Origin of the sequence: Aquirufa salirivi (assembly GCF_045310485.1) — a bacterium.
GTDB classification, from domain to species: domain Bacteria; phylum Bacteroidota; class Bacteroidia; order Cytophagales; family Spirosomataceae; genus Aquirufa; species Aquirufa salirivi.
Genome location: NZ_JBEWZH010000002.1, coordinates 68,150 through 86,412 on the forward strand (window position 1 = coordinate 68,150; position 18,263 = coordinate 86,412).

The window sequence follows — 18,263 nt, forward strand, 5'->3', positions numbered from 1 at the left end:
TCAGACCTGCTAAATTCTTTTATTTGGCAGGTCTGATTGTTTAACAATTTTTCTATTTTGACTATGGCACGCCCAGCAGCAGTTTGGATTAATGTTTTATTTCGCTTTTTTGCCGCTCTAGCCTATTTTTTATTAGGCTATTACATTGGATTCTGGTCCGATTTTCAATTAGGGATGTTGATGGAGATGCCAACTACTTTTTGGCTAGGAATTTTGTTTATGCTGTACGGATTATTTCGTATTTGGCGTGCTTTTTTATATGTTAGTGAAACAAAAGATCCAGATTATGGCAATTATGAAGATTAAATCTTTAGGGCTTAGTTTACTAGTATTAGCTAGTATAGTTTCTTGTAGTAAATCCAAGGATAGCAAATTTTCAGATGGTCCTGCACAAGGTGAAATATCGGTGGCTGTGGATGAATCTTTTCAGCCCTTGTTATTAGCCGAAAAATCGGCATTTGAGAATAATTATCACTTTGCTAAAATCAACTTTGATTTTCATGCAGAAAATGAAGCCATTGCCGATCTCCTAAATGAGAAGGTTAGGGCTGTGGTCGTTACGCGCGATTTGACCGAAAATGAAAAAGAAATATTTACGAGAGAAAAAGTAAGCTACCGTAGTTATAATTTTGCAGCTGATGGATTGGCTCTTTTAGTACATCCTCAAAATGTTGACACCTTAATGTCTCTTCCTACCTTGAAATCCTTGCTGACTGGCGAGAATAAAACTTGGGAGTCACTTGGAGCTAAAAGTACCCAAGGAGAAGTGGCATTAGTCGTTGATAAAGCGAATTCAAGTAACATTAAATTTTTGGTTGATAAATTTGGTCTTGATATCAATAAACCACTTCCGATATTTGCTGCCGGGTCCAACAAAGCTGTTATTGAGTACGTAAAGGCACATAAAAATGCCCTAGGATTGATTGGTTCTAATTGGATAAGTGATGGGGATAATCCAACATCTTTAGGTTTTATTCGTTCTGTTCATGTGATGTCTCTTAGCGAAAAGAAAAGTAATTCATCAGCTGATTATTATCAACCTTTCGGTTATAACTTGGCGCTGAAGAAATATCCTTTGCGTAGAGATATTAAGATAATTTTGAAAGAGTCACACATGGGCTTAGGAACAGGATTTGTGAATTATGTATGTGGTGACATGGGGCAATTGGTCGTTTTGAAAGCTGGATTAATTCCACTGACCCGTCCTATCACGATTAGGCAGTATCAAATTAGTCAATAGACCATATTTAATTGACATTGTCTAATAAAATATTGAAGAATTATAATTAATTTTGTAGTTCGTAAAAAACTAAACTTTTACGATATTTAATTGAATTATTTCAATTTAAGGCCTGAGAATTATTAAGAATCGCAATTAATTTAAATGAACAATGAAGAAAATGAAATCGTGGATACTGGGTTTGGGATTATTAGTATCCAATGTGGCCTTCGGGCAAACAATCCAAGATGGTTTGCATTTTTTAGATCGTCATCAGCCAAGTAGAGCAAAGCAAGTTTTTGAATCTTTAGTAGCTTCGGCTCCTACAGGTGAAAATTACTATTTTCTTGGTTATTATTACCTGAATCTACGTGATTGGAATAATGCCAAAGCGGCCTTTGAAAAAGGTAAAGCTGCTGATCCTAAAAACTATTTGAATCAAGTAGGTTTAGCGTCTATTTTGGTCGGTCAAAATAATGTGTCGGCAGCTAAAGCTGAATTTGATCGTATCATTAAGGAGACAAAAGAAAAAAATCCTGATGTATTGCACCGTATTGCTGAGGCATATGAGATGTTTTATATTTTGGGAAAAGAAGATAGCTTTAATGCTAACAACAATGATCCAGGTGAAGCTATTCGTTTGATTGATTTGATTCAAGAAAAAACAAAGAAGATGCCTAATCCTGCTCAGTACATTGTGAAAGGTGATGCGTTCTTGATTAAAAATGATGGAGGTAATGCCGTAACCGCATACGAGCAAGCATTGTTACAAGATCCTAAAAATGTAAAAGCAAAAGTGAAAATAGGTATTGTGTATTTACGTGGTAAAAACTACAAAGAAACACAAGCTCGTTACAAAGAAGCTATTGATTTAGATTCTAACTACGCCCCTGCACACCGTCGTTATGGTGAGTATCTAATCGTAGGTAACCAATACAAAAATGCCGCACGTTATTTCAGAAAGTATTTAGAAAAAGCGGAAGCTACTCCAGAAGTGACTTTGGAAACAGCTAAATTGTTATTCTTGTCAAAGGATTATGAAGGAGCAATGAAGTTTACTGACGAAGCAGATAAGAAGGGGGTTAAAGACAATGACATCTTTCGTATGCGTGGATATGCCAATGTGGAGATGGGTAATTTTCAACAAGGTATTGAAAACTTAGATGGTATGGTGAAAAAAGGAGTTAAGCCATATTTCATGGATGATTTATACTTTGGTAAAGGTTACCAAGGTCTAGGAAAAGATTCAATTGCTTTACTTTATCTTGAAAGAGCGGCTCCTTTAGATACAAATAACAACGTGTATTCTATCATTCATGATGTGCGTTACAAGCAAAAGAGATATGCTGATGCGGCTAAGGCAGGTTTAGGAAGTATCGAATGGAAAAAGAAGAAAAGCCAAACAGTAGGTTCAGGGGATTATTTTAAAGTAGCCATGGACTTTTATTTGACTTCTGCTTACATGGATCGCGCGGATACGTTAGGTCGCCCTGCTATGGCCATGAGAGCTGATTCTATGTTTGCTAAAGCTATCGAGATTAATGATAAGTGGCCTCCGTTCTATATTAACCGTGCACGTGCGAACAACTTCATTGATTACACGGGTACTAAATGGTTAGGAGCTCCTTATTATGAGAAGTTCTTGGCTTCAGTAGAACAACAAAAAGCAGAAAAAAGTACTCAATACAAAGAAGATAAGAACCAGTTATTCGAGGCACTTAAATTCTTAGGTGGATATCATTTATCGGTTACTAAGGACGAAACTAAAGTAAAAGAATTATTTACTAAGGCTCAGGAGATTAAGCCAGATGATCCAGATATCAAAGCTTATTTCAACCCAGCACCTGCAGCACCAGCTGCGGCTCCAAAGAAATAAATTGAATAAAAAGCTGCTTTATGCAGCTTTTTATTTTTAACTCGATTAACAATCAATTCAGATACATCATGTCATACGCTATCGTTACCGGTGCTAGTAAAGGAATAGGAAAAGAAATAGCTTTGGAATTAGCTGCCAGGGGGTATAATTTGTTTCTAGTAGCACGCAATGCCCAAGAATTACATCAAGTAAGCGATGAAATCAAGTCGCACTTCTCACTGGAAGTGGATTATTTACCCTTAGATCTATCCCAGCCTGGATCCGTTGCCCAATTATATGAATGGGTAGTGGAGAAGCAAGTGGATGTGAGAATTTTGGTGAATAATGCTGGATATGGACTAGTAGGCGCATTTGAATCATATACTTGGGAGGAAAATCAACAAATGATGCAGGTTAATATGAATGCATTAACAGAAGCTTGCTATCGATTCTTTCCTTTATTGCAAGGAAAGGGACAAGCTTATGTGTTAAATATCGCAAGTTCCACTGCCTATCAGGCCATTCCTTTGATGAGTTTATATGCCGCAAGTAAGGTGTTTGTTTTGAATTTTTCTCGTGGTTTATATCATGAATGGAAATCGAAAGGAATCCAAGTTACGGTAGTTAGCCCGGGTGCAACCTCTACTAATTTCAATGATCGGGCCAATTTACAAGATAAGGCTAGGAGAGCAGCTGAAAAAGTAGTCATGACCCCAAAAGAGGTAGCTCGTTTGGCTGTGGAAGGTCTGTTTGCTCATAAACCGGAAGTCATTACAGGATTCATTAATAAACTAGGAGCTACGCTTGCTTGGTTAATGCCTAAATCGCTAAGTGAAAAAGTAGCAAAAGGGATTTATGAGTAATATATATGCAGGTTTAAAGTTTTGAAGATGCAGTCTCAAATGCAATAGGTCGCTTCGAGAATCCCTTCAATAACCTCGTGTAAACATCAGAGATTTGAATAAAAGAAAGAGAGGCTATCCTTTAAAGGCAGCCTCTTCTTGTTAAGAATGCGTATTGTTATTTGTATGAGTCTGTTCAATCCTTAGTTATCGATTAAGGATAATCATTTTCTCTTTGCTGTAATTTGGGGCAATGATTTTTAAAATATAGGTCCCAGCCGGGAGGTCGGGTAGCTGTAGGCTGATGGGCTTGGAACTTGGGGGTAAGTTGTAGCTTACGATTTCATTACCTATGAAGTCAAATACCTTGGCTTCTGCACCTTGAATATCTTCTAAAAGTTCTAGATGTAATATTCCATTCTTAGAGGGATTTGGATAAATGGATATGCCTTGCATATTTTCTGGAATGCTCATGCTTATTTTTTGAAAAGGGGAATAACATACAATACTTTCCGATTGAAAAAGGTCATATTGTTTTTTTGCCCTGACCTCAAATACTCCTATTTCTTTAGCTTTGATTAATGCCTGGTATTCATTCAGCTTTTGATTGTCTTTTTTCCATTCATATTCATCTGGTAGATCCAAACTGATGGCTTCAAGAAAATAGTTCCCCGATTTTTTAATGGCGGGTATTAAGGGCTTTTCTCGCCGATAAATACTGATTTCTTCATTTCTTTTGGACCAGCACCCAAATTTATTTTGAGTTGTAAGCCAATAATTTCCAGAATCAGTAATTTGAATGTTTGGTTCAGTGGAATCATTTTTCCATAAGTAAGCATGGGCTAGACTTGCTTGTAATTGAATGCTTTCGCCTGAGCAAAATTGTCTGGCAGGAATTGCCTCAACGATAGGAGTGGGTTCTTCTGGATAATGATATGTCTGGAGAGAGTCACTTGAGATAGACCAGCAGCCAAAATGATTTTGTACTTTCAACCAATACCATCCTATTTTTTTCACATAGCTAGATTGTGTTGTCATTCCTGTATTCCATTGATAGCCTAGAAAGTTTGTGGGAGCTTTTAATTGGATGGAATCTCCTTGACAAAAACCTAGTGCTGGCCAAGCCACTATTTTGGGTTGTTGCGGATTTTCATGAACTTGGATAAGATAAGGTACAGACCAATCTGACCAACACTGATTATCTTGACTGACCTGAGCTTGGAATTCAAATTGGCCGGATTTTATTGCCTTAAATTGGATGTGACTTTCCTTTTCACCCGTTTTCCATCGGATATAAGGGAATGTATTTTCCATTTTCAATAAGGAACTATCTTGTAAACAAAGTGATGATTTTGAGGCAGTAATGGTTGATGCTGGTGGAGCTAAGCGAACTTCAAGGTCCAAAATTTCGCTTCGGTAGAAACAAGTGTTTTGCTGAATGATCGCTTGATATTGTCCAGCTTCTAATGTTTGATGTAAGATGAAAGCCTCAGAAAAAAAATGCCCATCTTTTTCCCATCCGATGAATTGATTTTTATACTTATGATCTATTTCTATCTGAGCCATTTGATCATGACAAACATAGCGTTCAAAATTTTTGATAATGGCAATGTTAGGTCTTTTCAATTCGGGAATTGTCAAATTGATGACACGGCTATTTGACTCTGAGCAACGTATCTGTACATATAATTCAAACCTTGCATCTACAATCCATTCGGAGCCTTGTGCTCTCATGAACTCTGGTCCATATTGATTGTAGTACATCACATTTCCTGGACAACCTTGAACTTGGATTTTATAAGCATCTTGTTGACATAATGGTTCCATCGTATAAGTAATCTCATACCAAGTTGGGATACTAATTTCCTCTGTTGCTTCATCATCATTATTTTCTTCCTCTTCTATGTCATCTTCATCATCTGGGATTTGAGCACCATCGCCTTCGTCAATTTCTGGTGTAGATGCTACTGTGCTATCTTGAGGTATTTCAGGATGGTTGATACTATCTTGAGGAGTATGTAATACTTGGTTTTCCCACTGAATATAAACGGAGTCTTTAGCCAAGCAATTTAATTGGTCTTTGACTTCAATTTTAACATAAGTAGAAGAACGAAATGGGCCAATACGAGGATTACTAGCTTTAAATGCACTAATAGGAGTATTGTTGCTCGTTGACCATGTAAAACTATATGGAGGCTTTCCCTTCATGGCAGTGGTAAATAAATCGGTATCATATAAATCATCCCCTTTTAGTTGTTTATTTTCTCCAGCATCAGCCAAAATAGAAGGAGAAACATTAACTCGAATAGCTGTTTTTGGACTTTCACACTCATTGATTTTTTGTGATACCCATCGGGTGATTTCCAGAACATCTTGCCCAACATTGGTGGTTTGACTTACGTTAATGGAAGTAGCGGTGCTAATGGTGTTTTTATCCGTTGAGTTAAGGTACCATAAATTATTACTTCCTCCCGAAGCCTTAAAGCTAATTACAGAGCCACTACATACTTGAGAGGGTGTTCCACTATTCATGGGCGCAGGAGGGATAGGAAAAGCTTGCGCATATGTACCGAGGGATGGAAGGCTTTCACATCCATTTTTAAAACATGTGGCTTTAAATAAATGGGCTGATGCATCCATTGGGGTGACAGAAATACGGGCCCCTTCGCCAATTTTTTGTCCTTGGGCATCATGCCAATAAGTACTGTAAGGAGAGCAGCCAGTAGAATTCAAGGTAATTGGGCTATCTATACAACCTTTATATAGGTTGGAGGCATGGCTGGGGATAGGTACATTTTTAATTTGTAAACTTACTTCTGAAGAAGTTCTAGGGCAGGAGCTTGACTGGTTTTCATTGGTTAATGAGCCTTCATTATCATTGTTAGGACTGATAGAAAAGTTGATTCTTACCTTGATTTTTTGACTACTTAAACTCATCATGGCTTGTGAAATAACCAAGTCTTTGCTTTTTGTCCCACTAAAATTTACGTCATCAACCAAATCCTCAAAGGGTCCACCATTGATCGACCTAGTCCATTGATAATGTTGAACTTGTGCCAATGATGTACTTGAAATTTGAGGTATCAAGGTGCCAGTGCCACGCTCACAAATGCTTGGATTAACAATGGATGTGATACTGTGTAAGGTGATATTGGCCTCTTGAGAATACACCTGACATGTATTTTTGCTAACCTTTACTCGATATACCGTGCCTGAGGGATGTAAGGTTCCTCCACTGGGATAGATTTGATAATTGGCACTAGTAGCCCCTGAAATAGTGCTAAATTGACTATCAATTGGTCGTTTCTTCTCCCATTGGAACTGATCGCCATCACTATTAACAATCATTCGGATACTATTCCCATCACAATCAGTTTGTGAGGTAGGCTGAGATTGAATGATAGGACATTGCCCCTGTATTTCCCAGCAAATGAATAGGAGTAGTAGGTAGAAATAGTGCTTTTTCATCTTGAACTCTTGTTATGTGAGTTCAAATCAGGAAATTAAGCCTGAAGCTAAAAAGCCTTGAAAACTTAAAGAAATGAAATTATGAGCTTGTTGGCAAAAAAAATACGCAAGCTGTTGAAATTCAATAGCTTGCGTAAATATCAATAGTTTGGCAATTAGATATCGCAGATCTTAACAGCTTGCTCTAAAGAGGCCATTTTATCGGCACGTGCTGGAATAAATTCCTGACCAATAAAACCTTTATATCCCGTATCATAAATAGCTTTGATGATCGCTGCATAATTTAATTCTTGGCTCTCATCAATTTCATTTCTGCCTGGGACACCACCTGTATGGTAGTGAGAAATATATTGATGATGTTTTTTAATGGTTGCTATTACGTCTCCTTCCATGATTTGCATGTGGTAGATATCGTATAGTAATTTAAACTTATCAGAACCCACCATTTCACACAAGACAGCACCCCATTCGGTGTGATCAGCTTGATAATCTTTGTGATTAACTTTGGAGTTGAGTAATTCCATGGAAATCGTCACATCATGGCGCTCTGCCGTTTTCATGATACGCTGTAAGCCTTTTTTACAATTCAATAAGCCTTGTTCATCACTCATTCCGTCTCGGTTACCAGAAAAAGTAATTAAATTTTTAACGCCTACTTTAGCGGCCTTAGGGATTAAATCCTCATAAAAAGCGACCAATTGATCATGGTTTTTTACCTTGTTGAAAAAATTGGGAAGTCCCATTCCTTCAGGATATTTACCCCAACCAATGGCAGCAGTCATATCATGCTTTTTCAAAATATCCCACTCATCAGGTCCAGTAAGCTCAATGGACTGTAAACCAATTTTTTTGGCATTCATGACTAATTCTTCAAAAGGTATAGCCTGATAGCACCAGCGACAAGCTGAGTGATTAACTTTACCTTTTAAATCCATTCCAGCTTGTTTATCCGCTTCAATAAAACGGTGTTCCATGGAATTACCTAAGAAACCTAGACCTGCCAATCCTGCTGAATTTTTAATGACATCTCTTCTTGTGAATGTTGTTTTCATCGTAATGGTTTTTCTTAATTAATTGGTTTTAACCCTGCCAGTTTCCAATCAAGCTACTGGTTTCTTCTAATACGTTCATATTGTATTTCAGGGCAATCTTTTTGTATTTGATTAAATCCACGATGGTCCCTATCAACAATAAGCCTCCTGTAAAAAAATAGAGTAGACCTAAGCCGATTCGGTTGGTAACAAAGCGGTGTATTCCTGCGAAACCCACAAAACCCATGAGTGTACATAGAAGTATCAATAATGTATCTCTTCTTCTAGCCAAGTAAATGCCTAAAAATTGTTCTTGTTGACTGTCACTGAGGCCATTCAGTTTTTGTTTGACGGCAATCATTTCTTCAATTTCTAATTGAGAAATTAATGGCAAAAATCTAGGGTTCATAGGCTTGTTAGTAGGGTAGGGTGGTCAAGAAATTGGAAACAAAGTATTTGGACCAATCCAAGATTAATTGTGGTAATATACCGAAAAGGATGCTTAATATACCAAGACTAAACAAACTAAATATTTCTAAGCGATTTAAATCCGGTAATTCCCATGCAGAATTAAAGAGATTTGTTTTACCTAAATAGACTTTTTGGAAGGTCCATAAGAAATATCCTGCACCCAATAATATACCAAATGCCCCCCAAACTGCCCATGCTGGATGAATATAGGGACTAGTAAACGCTCCTAATAGACTAAAAAATTCCCCAATAAACCCAGAAAAACCAGGCAATCCCAAGGATGCAAAAATGGCAATTCCAGAGATCAAGGTGAAACGCGGCATTAAAGTAGCAATACCAGCATAGTGGTCGATTTGTCGATCGTGGGTTCTTTCATACAACACCCCAACCACTAAAAATAGCAAGGAAGATAGAATACCATGGGAAACTAATTGATAAATAGCTCCTTGCCAACCTTCCGCCTGAAAGGAAGCAATTCCTAAGAGCACAAAACCCATATGTGAAACGGAGGAATAGGCGACTAGTTTTTTCAAATCACTCATGGCTAGGGCATTATACGCCCCGTAAATGATGGAAATGGCGCCAAGGGCTGCCATGATATTGGCAGATTCCAAAGCCTCTTTCGGGAAAAAGGGGATCGCCGTTCTTAGCCAACCATAGGCTCCAATTTTAAGCAAAACACCCGCTAATAATACCGAAATAGGAGTAGGAGCCTCAACGTGGGCATCGGGAAGCCAAGTATGTAAAGGGACCATCGGTAGCTTGATCGCAAAACCAATGAATAGTAGCCAAAACCCCCACATTCTGGCACTTAGGCCATTGAGTAACCAACCTGAATTTGGATGTAAAATACTAGTAGTTTGACAATTATTGACATCACTTAATGCCTGCATATCAAAGCTATGGACCAAATCAAAGTTGGCTATTTCTTTATTAGCTATGGCTGTTTGAATATTTTTCAGCGCTTCCAAATCAAAGTTTTGACCTTCTTGAATTAATCCCAAATGTTTTGCTGTCTCGTAAGGATCAATATAGGCTAAACTGATACCTAACATAACAATTAGGATAAAAAGTGAGCCTATCAATGTATATAGGAAGAATTTAATGGATGCATAGTTTTTCCTTGGTCCTCCCCAAATACCGATGAGGAAATACATGGGCAAGAGCATAAACTCAAAGAATACATAAAACAGGAATAAGTCGCGCGATAAAAAACAACCCATTAAGGCGGCATTTAGTAATAATACCAATGAAAAATAGGCGCCCTTTTTCTCCTGAATGCTGTGCGAGTTGATGATTGCCAAAAAGGAAATAAAACCCGTTAAAGCGACCAATAAGAAACTTAAACCGTCAAGGCCTAGGGAATATTTGATGACAAATTCTCCAAGGGATCCTAAAGGTAATTGAATCCAATTTAATTCCTCTTTCCATTGAAATGATGTAGCAGAATGATCAAATTCCGTTCCAGAATAGATTAAGGCGAACAATTGAATGACTGAAATTCCAGTTGCCCAATGTTTGATCCCTTTTTCCCATTTCACTACGGCAGCCACTAGGGATCCAATTAATGGCAAAAGAATAATACATGATAGTAGCGGTAAACCCATTATTTTATTTTAATAGGACTTTTACATCCAAACGTAAAGTAAAAATAGACCAAATGTTAAAAATACCAATATCCAATATTGCTGAACTTTTCCAGATTGCCACTTACTTAAGAATTGACCTGAAAATTGACTCATTTTTGTACTGAATCCTACCAGCATGCCATCCACGATCGATTGGTCTATCCAAGCGACGATATGTCCTGCCACCACCTGCCATTGCGCCATCCAAATCAATAACCGATCCAATAAAAAGCTGTCAATAATATGTGTCCAGCGAGCTTTCCATGGGAAAAATCGGAATAAGCTAGGCCAAAAAGCTGTCAAAAACTGGTAGTTTTTTGATGGAATCCAATGTCGACTAAACCAGGTTAAACTTAGACCAAGCACCCAACTAATGGCTGTTATGATAAGCCAAAAGGATGGAACTTCAAGTGTTTTTATTTGAAACCAATTCAGAATGCTTGATTCCTGCGTATGAATTGGATTCCAGCTTGTCCAGAAAAACAAACTAAGCAAGGCTAAGAGTATCACAGGAATTTGTTGAGATAAATCCCACTTTGAGGATTTTTCCAAAGCTAATTTTGCTCGATTCTCTCCCAAGAATATGAGGTAGAATTGACGGCTGATGTACCAATTACTTAACAGCATCCCGACAGCCAGACAAGCTAGTAAAGTCCAATAGATGGGGTAAAATGGGCTGTTTTGTGCATTTTCCCAAAGAAGTCCAGCTAGGTTTTCTTTACTGAAAAAACCATTGGTGAAAGGCAATCCCATTAAGCTAGCAGCAAAAACACCATAGCCGAGTGCTGTCCAAGGGAGCTGTTTTCTAAGTCCACCCATTTGGTTTAAACTTTGGGCGTCAAGGTGATGACTTGATTTTTGATGGTGTAAATAATGTATTACTGATCCAGCAGCCAAAAATAAACCTGCTTTGAAAATACCGTGTACCACTAAATGCAAAAGTGAAGCGTCAGATCCCATACCCATCCACATTAGGCCCAATTGGGAAATGGTAGAATACGCCAGCGCTTTTTTTATGTCATGTTGGAATAGGGCAAAAACCGCTCCACTGATCAAAGAAATGGCTCCAATGACAGCCATGAAAAGATGAGTATCTTCACCTGTAAAAGGGTAGATTTTAATGCCTAAATAGACCCCTGCTGCCACCATGGTAGCGGCATGAATTAAGGCAGAAGCAGGTGTTGGACCTTCCATGGCATCGGGGAGCCAGGACATCAAAGGAAACTGAGCGGATTTACCTATTGCACCTACTAATAAGGCAATTCCAATGGTAATAGGAGCAGGGCCTACTGAACCAATTTGCATGCTAGAAAATTCCATGGTGTCGAAATGGATCGACAATCCGATTAAGCCAATAAGCAGTCCAATATCACCAAAACGGTTTAATAAAAAGGCTTTTTTAGCGGCTTTGATGGCCACTTCTTTTTGATGCCAAAAGCTGATTAATAAATAGGAACAGGCACCCACCATTTCCCATGAAGCGTAAAATATCCAAATTTGATCAGCAAATAGCAAAGCATACATCGCCGCTGCAAATAGGTGTAAATACAAGTAATATCGGGCTAAATTAGGTTCATCCTTCAGGTATGAACTAGAGAAAATTTGAACAAAAAATGCAACTATCGCAACCAAAAGAGCTACTAATTGAGAGGAAGAACTAGCCTCAAAACTGGCTCTAAAAACAGTATCTCCTAAACTAAACCAAGTTAAATGAATTGCATGATGATTCCCTTGCAATTGGAAAATAAAATAAATCAATCCAATGAATTGGATGAAAGCTAAAAGGACGGAAAAGGAAGAAAGTAAACTTGTAAGAATTCTGGAAAAAACTGCGATGAGCATGGCCGAAATCCAAGGGAAAAGGAGGAGGCCAATAAATAAGGGGGTTAAGCCCATCGGGTTACACGAGTTTAATGTGCAAATATACAGTTCTTTGTCGTTTAACCGCCACTAACAGGAGGAATTAGGGCAATTTCCATGCCTTCATTCAAGATAAAATTAGCCTCTGGAAAATGATGCTCAGCGGCAATTCGTAAAGAAGGAAGGTTGGCTAAAGCCGGATAACTTGATTTTAATTTGTCTAAAAGCTGTGAGGCGGTTAATATTTTCTCAGAACTCACCACAATTTCCTTATTTTGAAGTAAATCTCTTGTTAAACCAAAAAGTAGAATTCGATAGTTTGGCATTCGTTTGAGGGCGATTTTGTACCTTTGTGTATAATACAAATATATTGGATATTTCTCAAAGCTTACCTTCATCCCGTCCTATTCTCTATGATAATCATGGAAGAGAGATGACATATTTGCGTTTGGCCGTTACAGACCGATGTAATTTGCGCTGTTTTTACTGCATGCCAGAGGAGGGAATTCACTACATGCCTGAGAAACAGTTGCTGACATGGGAAGAAATGATGCGCATCGTTCAGCAATTATATTTCCTTGGATTAAGAAAAATCAGAATTACTGGGGGGGAGCCTTTGATACGTCAAGGGCTCATGGAATTCCTAGAAGAACTTAGTCGATTAGATGGATTAGAAATTTGTTTGACTAGCAACGGGGTTTTGCTAGAAAAGCATATTCCTCAGCTAGCCAAATTAGGGGTTCGTTCTATCAATTTGAGTCTTGATTCATTAGACAGAAAACGCTTTCATCAAATTACTCGTCGTGATGATTTTGATGTGGTTTACTCGACGATGATGCGATTGATCGAGGCTGATTTTAAAGTGAAAATCAATGCTGTAGTGATGGATGGAAAGAATGAGCTGGATATACTAGCTTTAGCCCAATTAACAAAGCAATATCCTATATCTGTTCGATTCATCGAAGAAATGCCTTTTAACGGTTCGGGGAAAGGTCCAGCGATCTTAAAATGGGATTTCATTAAAATTGTGGATCATTTGAAAGCGCATTTTGGTGACATGCAAGCCATTAATTTGAGTTATGGAGAAACGGCACTTCGATACCAAATTCCAGGATTTAAAGGAGATGTAGGCGTGATTGCCGCATTCAGTCGGACTTTTTGTGGGACCTGCAATCGGATTCGCCTCACAGCTATGGGTGAGGTGAAAACTTGTTTATATGACGATGGGGTATTCGATTTAAAAGCATTTCTTCGACAGGGGGTAAGTGACGAAGATATTCGACAGACCTTCATTACTTTATTTGGGAATAGACCTAAAGACGGTTTTGAAGCAGAAAAAAATAGAAAAGGAATTATAAACGAGTCTATGACTAGTATTGGCGGATAGTTATGAAAACAGTGAATGACATTTTCAAGGGTTTTGATCAATTACAGGTTTTGGTCATTGGGGATTTAATGATAGATGCATATACATGGGGTAAGGTGAGTCGAATTTCTCCAGAAGCTCCGGTTCCAGTAGTTCAAGTGATAAAAAAAGAAGCTAGACTAGGTGGAGCAGGAAATGTGGTCATGAATATCGCCAGTTTAGGGGCTAAACCTTGGGTAGTTTCCGTGGTTGGAGATGATGAGGCTGGAGCACAATTAAAATTCTTATTGGAGAAAGAAGGGATTTCCCTAAGTGGAATTGTAGAAGAAAAAGGAAGAATTACTTCCATTAAAGAAAGGATAATTGCTGGTTCTCAGCAATTGTTGCGGGTTGATTCGGAAACAGATAAATCCGTGCAACAGGCAAGCTCACAAGCACTTTTGGAGAAGGTAAAAGCTTGTATCAAGGAAATAGATGTAATTATTTTTGAGGATTACGACAAAGGCGTTTTGAACGAGCAATTCATTCAAGAAGTGATTACTTTGGCCAGAAAACAGGGTATTCCTACCGTAGTAGATCCTAAAAAACGTAACTTTTTTAATTACCGAGGAGCTACTTTATTTAAGCCTAATTTACATGAATTACGTGATGGATTGGGGCTTTTTCCTGAAGATTTGGAGGGGCAAAAATTATTGGAAACAGTTCATCAATTCAAAGAAAGTCAAGGTTTTGATGGGGTATTTGTGACGCTATCAGAAAGAGGAGTATTGATGGACTTAGGGCAAGAACAAGTACGTATACCGGCACACATTAGACAAATAGCCGATGTTTCAGGGGCAGGAGATACGGTGATTTCTATTGCCGCTTGTGCACTAGCATTGGGTTTACCTGCAAGACATATTGCTTCCTTAGCTAATTTGGGCGGAGGGCTAGTTTGTGAATCTTTAGGTGTAGTTCCTATTGATAAAGAATTGTTGAAAAAAGAAGCAGAAAGCCACTTGATATAAAGGTATTTTTTACAACGCTGGCAAGGTTCCAAACCTTGACAGCGTTTGTCTAACGGACCATTTTTTGAATTATTGTATCAGGAAACTGATAAGCTATTCATTAACCCAAGCCGTGAATTCTATTTCTACTTTATACTGCGGTGCGATTAAAGCCGAAATTCCATATATACCAGTAGTTGGCTTAATTGCTCCAAAGAAATGTGCATGAGCCTTGGCAATATCTAAGTTTTTTGAAATATCTGTCGTGAAAATGCGTGTTCTAACCACATCATTGATGGATGAGCCGGCTTCTTCTAACACAACAGCGATTCGCTCAATGATATTATATGTTTGTGCATACAAATCATCTTCTTTTACTTTATCGCCATCTACTAAGGCCACAGTGCCCGAGATCTCCACTAAATTTCCTGTTTTTACTGCACGGCAGTAACCAAATACGTCTTCAAATGGAGAACCACTTGAAATGGATATTCTATTGCTCATTTTTTTTAATTAGGTGTGATACTTTTTCCCAGATATCTTTCTTAGCATGGCGAACTACCTCGCCAATGATAATGACTGCGGGATTGCGAAGGTCTTCATTTTTAGCCAAATTTTCAAGTTCTCCAGCAATTCCAAGACCTACTTTTTGTAGCGACATGGTCCCATTTTGAACGATTGCTGCTGAAATTTGGGCTTTTCCGGCCTCTTGACAAATTTTCGAAATTTCGGCTAGTCGATGCATGCCCATCAAAATAACGATGGTAGCAGTAGATTGTAAACCCAGCTGTAAATCATTACTTAATGAGCCATCGGATTTTGTACCCGTCATAACCCAAAAGCTTTCATTCACACCTCTAATAGTCAAAGGTATATCCGCTGCTCCAGCTGCGGCATAAGATGAGCTAATTCCGGGGATATAGGCTGTTATTAAGCCAAATTGTTTGGCATATTCTATTTCTTCTTGACCTCTTCCAAAAACAAATGGGTCACCTCCTTTTAATCGAACAACATGCCCTAATTCATAAGCTTTTTTAACGATGAGGGCATTGATGGCATCTTGCGAATGACTTTCACCCGCTTTTTTTCCCACAAATATTTTTTCGCAGCCTTCCGAACAGTGATCCAATAGACAAGTATCTACTAAAGCATCAAATAAAACTACTTGAGCACTTTGTAAGGCTTTGATGGCTTTTAAGGTAATCAATTCAGGGTCACCAGGACCTGCCCCCACCACGCTCAGTTTGGGTTGAGGTTCCAATGATTTAAACCGACTTAATTGTTGGATCATCTTAATTACTGGCGATTGATTGGCGGAATAAACTGGCAGTTTCTAAAAAGCTTAAAGCTTGCTGTGCATAAGCTTTTGCAAATGCTTCGCTAGGTTCATGTTGGTTGATTTGAAGCACTAAAGCAGAAAAACTATCGGCTTGTAAATCAAAATCACCTGTTTGAACATATTGTTCATCAAATTTCGTAATTACGGCATGTTGTGTTGAAACTTGTACACTTTTATCTAACAACAAGGCTTTGGCAGCAGAAACAAATACACTGTAAGCGTGATAAATAGCATCTGCCCAGCGCTTATCTTCTAAGGCATTTTTGCACCAATCGTATTTTTCTTCGGATTCAAATAGCAATGTCGCTACTAAATCAATGATCACGCTGGCGCATTCTCCCACACCAATTTCCGTGTGAAAGGCCTCAGCTGCTCCCCAGTCAATGAAATCATCATCTACCAGTGTTTGTAAATCTGCAATGGGTTTAAGCAAAGTATAGAAATATTTCTCACCTTGACGATCGTAATATTGGTGGAAATATTCACCTTCTAAGGCATTTTCTTCATAGTTGTTTAAGACTACGCGTAAAACTTCAGGGCCCCTTTTGGAAGGAACTTTTATCACTTTATCGGCTATTTTACCATCTCCATTTCCTAAGGTGGCTCCGCCCAAAAGAACTTGTAAAGCAGGAAGAACCCGTTTGTCTGGCGCTTTTAACGATGAGCCATGAAATCCAATACTGGCCATGCTGTGTTGTCCACAAGCATTCATACAACCCGAAATTTTGATTTTCATCTGGCTATCATGAATTAACTCCGGAAAATCTTGAGAGATTACTTCCTCTAATTTTGACGTAATATTGGTAGAATCAGAAATAGCTAAATTACAGGTATCAGTACCAGGACAAGCCGTGATATTAGCCACTGAATTTGCTCCAGGAGATGCTAAATCATGGTCTTTTAGTATTTGGTAGACATAAGCTAAGTTTTGTTTTGGAACAAATTTGAATAACAAACCTTGATTTATGGTAATACGAACATCATCGCCAATATATCCTTCCAAAGCTTGCATGATGCTTCTAGATGTATCGCTGGAAATATTACCATTTAAAATGCGAACATAAACACCAAAATAGCCTGCTTGCTTTTGTTCGAAGGTATTGGAACTTAACCATGTTTGATACTCGGCAGAACCATCCTCTGGAAGATCAGCTAGTTTTGTCGGAATAGAAACTTCCCAAATACCATCGCTAGGAATATCTACTACCTGATTTTTTAAAGCTTTAGTTTCGACATTGACCAAATCCATGAACGCCTCAAATCCAATTTTTTGAATGAGAAACTTCATTCGCGCTTTATGGCGAGAGTTTCTTTCTCCATGACGGTCAAACACACGTAATACCGCTTCCATGAATGGAATGATTTTGTTCTCAGCTAAAAACTCATAGGCCGTATAAGCTAACATCGGTTGAGCACCTAAGCCTCCACCAACTACCACTTTAAACCCTTTCACTCCTTGTTGAATTTTAGGAATAAATCCCATATCATGCAAATACGCCAAGGAAGTATCTTCGTCTGTATTGGAAAAAGATATTTTCACTTTTCTTCCCATTTCTTGGCAAATCGGGTTTCTCAATAAATATCGAAAAGCCGTGTCAGCATGGGCACTCACATCAAATAATTCTAAAGGATCTATACCCGAGGTAGGAGAGGCCGTAATATTTCTAACGGTATTTCCACAAGCTTCACGTAGTGTAATGTCGTCTTGTTCTAATTTAGCCCATAATTCAGGAGTACGGTCCAAGGAAACAAAGTGAATTTGAATATCCTGACGCGTCGTTAAATGTAAATTCCCAGTCGAATATTCATCTGAAATAGCCGCAATGCGTCTCCACTGGTTGAACTTAATTTTTCCATAAGGAAGTTTAATGCGAACCATTTGTACACCTTGTTGTCTCTGGCCATATACACCTCGAGCCAATCGAAGGCTACGAAATTTCTCCTCATGTATCTCACCAGCTCGGAATTGAGCAATTTTATTAGCAAGATCAATGATGTCTTTTTCTACTATAGGATTTTCTATTTCTGAGCGGAAGCTTTGCATAATGGCGTATTTTAATCTTATATACTCTATATAATATATAGATTTTAAGCAAAATTACAAATTCAACGCTATTCGACCAAGGATTTTTCATTCGAATGTAAAAAACTTTTGCTTGGTAATCTTGGATACCGTGCTAATATTTAATGGCTGATCA

At 38.2% G+C, this 18,263-nt stretch carries 15 protein-coding genes; 6 read left to right on the top strand and 9 right to left on the bottom strand.

Annotated features, from left to right (window positions below; translation table 11 throughout):
- Positions 1 to 63 precede the first annotated feature (63 nt).
- From U0R11_RS02710 to U0R11_RS02725, 4 genes are all read left to right on the top strand, one after another.
- Positions 64 to 306, top strand: a complete 243-nt coding sequence (locus U0R11_RS02710) for a hypothetical protein (protein WP_406749678.1) — start codon at positions 64 to 66, stop codon at positions 304 to 306.
- The gene (locus U0R11_RS02715; protein ID WP_406749679.1) at positions 296 to 1,240 is read left to right on the top strand and encodes a PstS family phosphate ABC transporter substrate-binding protein; all 945 of its coding nucleotides are present in this window, start codon (positions 296 to 298) and stop codon (positions 1,238 to 1,240) included. The genes U0R11_RS02710 and U0R11_RS02715 overlap by 11 nt, the downstream gene beginning before the upstream one ends.
- A gap of 151 nt (positions 1,241 to 1,391) precedes the next feature.
- Positions 1,392 to 3,095 carry a tetratricopeptide repeat protein gene (locus tag U0R11_RS02720; RefSeq protein ID WP_406749680.1) on the top strand — a complete coding sequence of 568 codons (1,704 nt, stop codon included), beginning with the start codon at positions 1,392 to 1,394 and terminating at the stop codon, positions 3,093 to 3,095.
- 68 nt (positions 3,096 to 3,163) lie between these two features.
- The gene (locus U0R11_RS02725) at positions 3,164 to 3,937 is read left to right on the top strand and encodes an SDR family NAD(P)-dependent oxidoreductase (protein ID WP_406749681.1); all 774 of its coding nucleotides are present in this window, start codon (positions 3,164 to 3,166) and stop codon (positions 3,935 to 3,937) included.
- Between the two features lie 186 nt (positions 3,938 to 4,123).
- Here U0R11_RS02725 and U0R11_RS02730 read toward each other — a convergent pair whose 3' ends face one another.
- From U0R11_RS02730 to U0R11_RS02755, 6 genes are all read right to left on the bottom strand, one after another.
- On the bottom strand, positions 4,124 to 7,384 hold the full coding sequence (locus U0R11_RS02730; protein WP_406749682.1) for a T9SS type A sorting domain-containing protein: 3,261 nt from the start codon (positions 7,382 to 7,384) through the stop codon (positions 4,124 to 4,126).
- 155 nt (positions 7,385 to 7,539) lie between these two features.
- Complete coding sequence (locus tag U0R11_RS02735; protein WP_406749683.1) at positions 7,540 to 8,436, bottom strand: hydroxypyruvate isomerase family protein; 897 nt, start codon at positions 8,434 to 8,436, stop codon at positions 7,540 to 7,542.
- Between the two features lie 28 nt (positions 8,437 to 8,464).
- Positions 8,465 to 8,824, bottom strand: coding sequence for a TM2 domain-containing protein (locus tag U0R11_RS02740; RefSeq protein ID WP_406749684.1), 360 nt, complete (start codon positions 8,822 to 8,824; stop codon positions 8,465 to 8,467).
- A 7-nt stretch (positions 8,825 to 8,831) separates the two neighbouring features.
- A complete protein-coding gene (locus U0R11_RS02745) occupies positions 8,832 to 10,493 on the bottom strand; it encodes a complex I subunit 4 family protein (protein WP_406749685.1) in 1,662 nt (553 codons plus the stop codon).
- A 21-nt stretch (positions 10,494 to 10,514) separates the two neighbouring features.
- Complete coding sequence (locus U0R11_RS02750; RefSeq protein WP_406749686.1) at positions 10,515 to 12,356, bottom strand: NADH-quinone oxidoreductase subunit 5 family protein; 1,842 nt, start codon at positions 12,354 to 12,356, stop codon at positions 10,515 to 10,517.
- A gap of 98 nt (positions 12,357 to 12,454) precedes the next feature.
- Entirely contained in the window at positions 12,455 to 12,700 is a 246-nt protein-coding gene (locus U0R11_RS02755; RefSeq protein WP_406749687.1) for a MoaD/ThiS family protein, read from the bottom strand.
- Between the two features lie 80 nt (positions 12,701 to 12,780).
- On the opposite strand from U0R11_RS02755, the gene moaA reads away from it, so the two are divergent.
- Together moaA and U0R11_RS02765 are read left to right on the top strand one after the other, a co-directional pair.
- Entirely contained in the window at positions 12,781 to 13,761 is a 981-nt protein-coding gene (gene moaA / locus U0R11_RS02760) for a GTP 3',8-cyclase MoaA (RefSeq protein WP_406750042.1), read from the top strand.
- Positions 13,762 to 13,763: 2 nt separating this feature from the next.
- Positions 13,764 to 14,747: a bifunctional heptose 7-phosphate kinase/heptose 1-phosphate adenyltransferase gene (locus tag U0R11_RS02765; protein ID WP_406749688.1), complete on the top strand. Its 984-nt coding sequence runs from the start codon at positions 13,764 to 13,766 to the stop codon at positions 14,745 to 14,747.
- Positions 14,748 to 14,840: 93 nt separating this feature from the next.
- Here U0R11_RS02765 and U0R11_RS02770 read toward each other — a convergent pair whose 3' ends face one another.
- From U0R11_RS02770 to U0R11_RS02780, 3 genes are read right to left on the bottom strand one after another with little or no spacing between them, the layout of a single operon-like run.
- Entirely contained in the window at positions 14,841 to 15,230 is a 390-nt protein-coding gene (locus U0R11_RS02770) for a RidA family protein (RefSeq protein ID WP_406749689.1), read from the bottom strand.
- The gene (gene cobA / locus U0R11_RS02775) at positions 15,220 to 16,017 is read right to left on the bottom strand and encodes a uroporphyrinogen-III C-methyltransferase (protein ID WP_406749690.1); all 798 of its coding nucleotides are present in this window, start codon (positions 16,015 to 16,017) and stop codon (positions 15,220 to 15,222) included. Before cobA ends, U0R11_RS02770 begins: the two co-directional genes overlap by 11 nt.
- A gap of 1 nt (position 16,018) precedes the next feature.
- Positions 16,019 to 18,109, bottom strand: coding sequence for a nitrite reductase (locus U0R11_RS02780; RefSeq protein WP_406749691.1), 2,091 nt, complete (start codon positions 18,107 to 18,109; stop codon positions 16,019 to 16,021).
- Between the last annotated feature and the right edge of the window lie 154 nt (positions 18,110 to 18,263).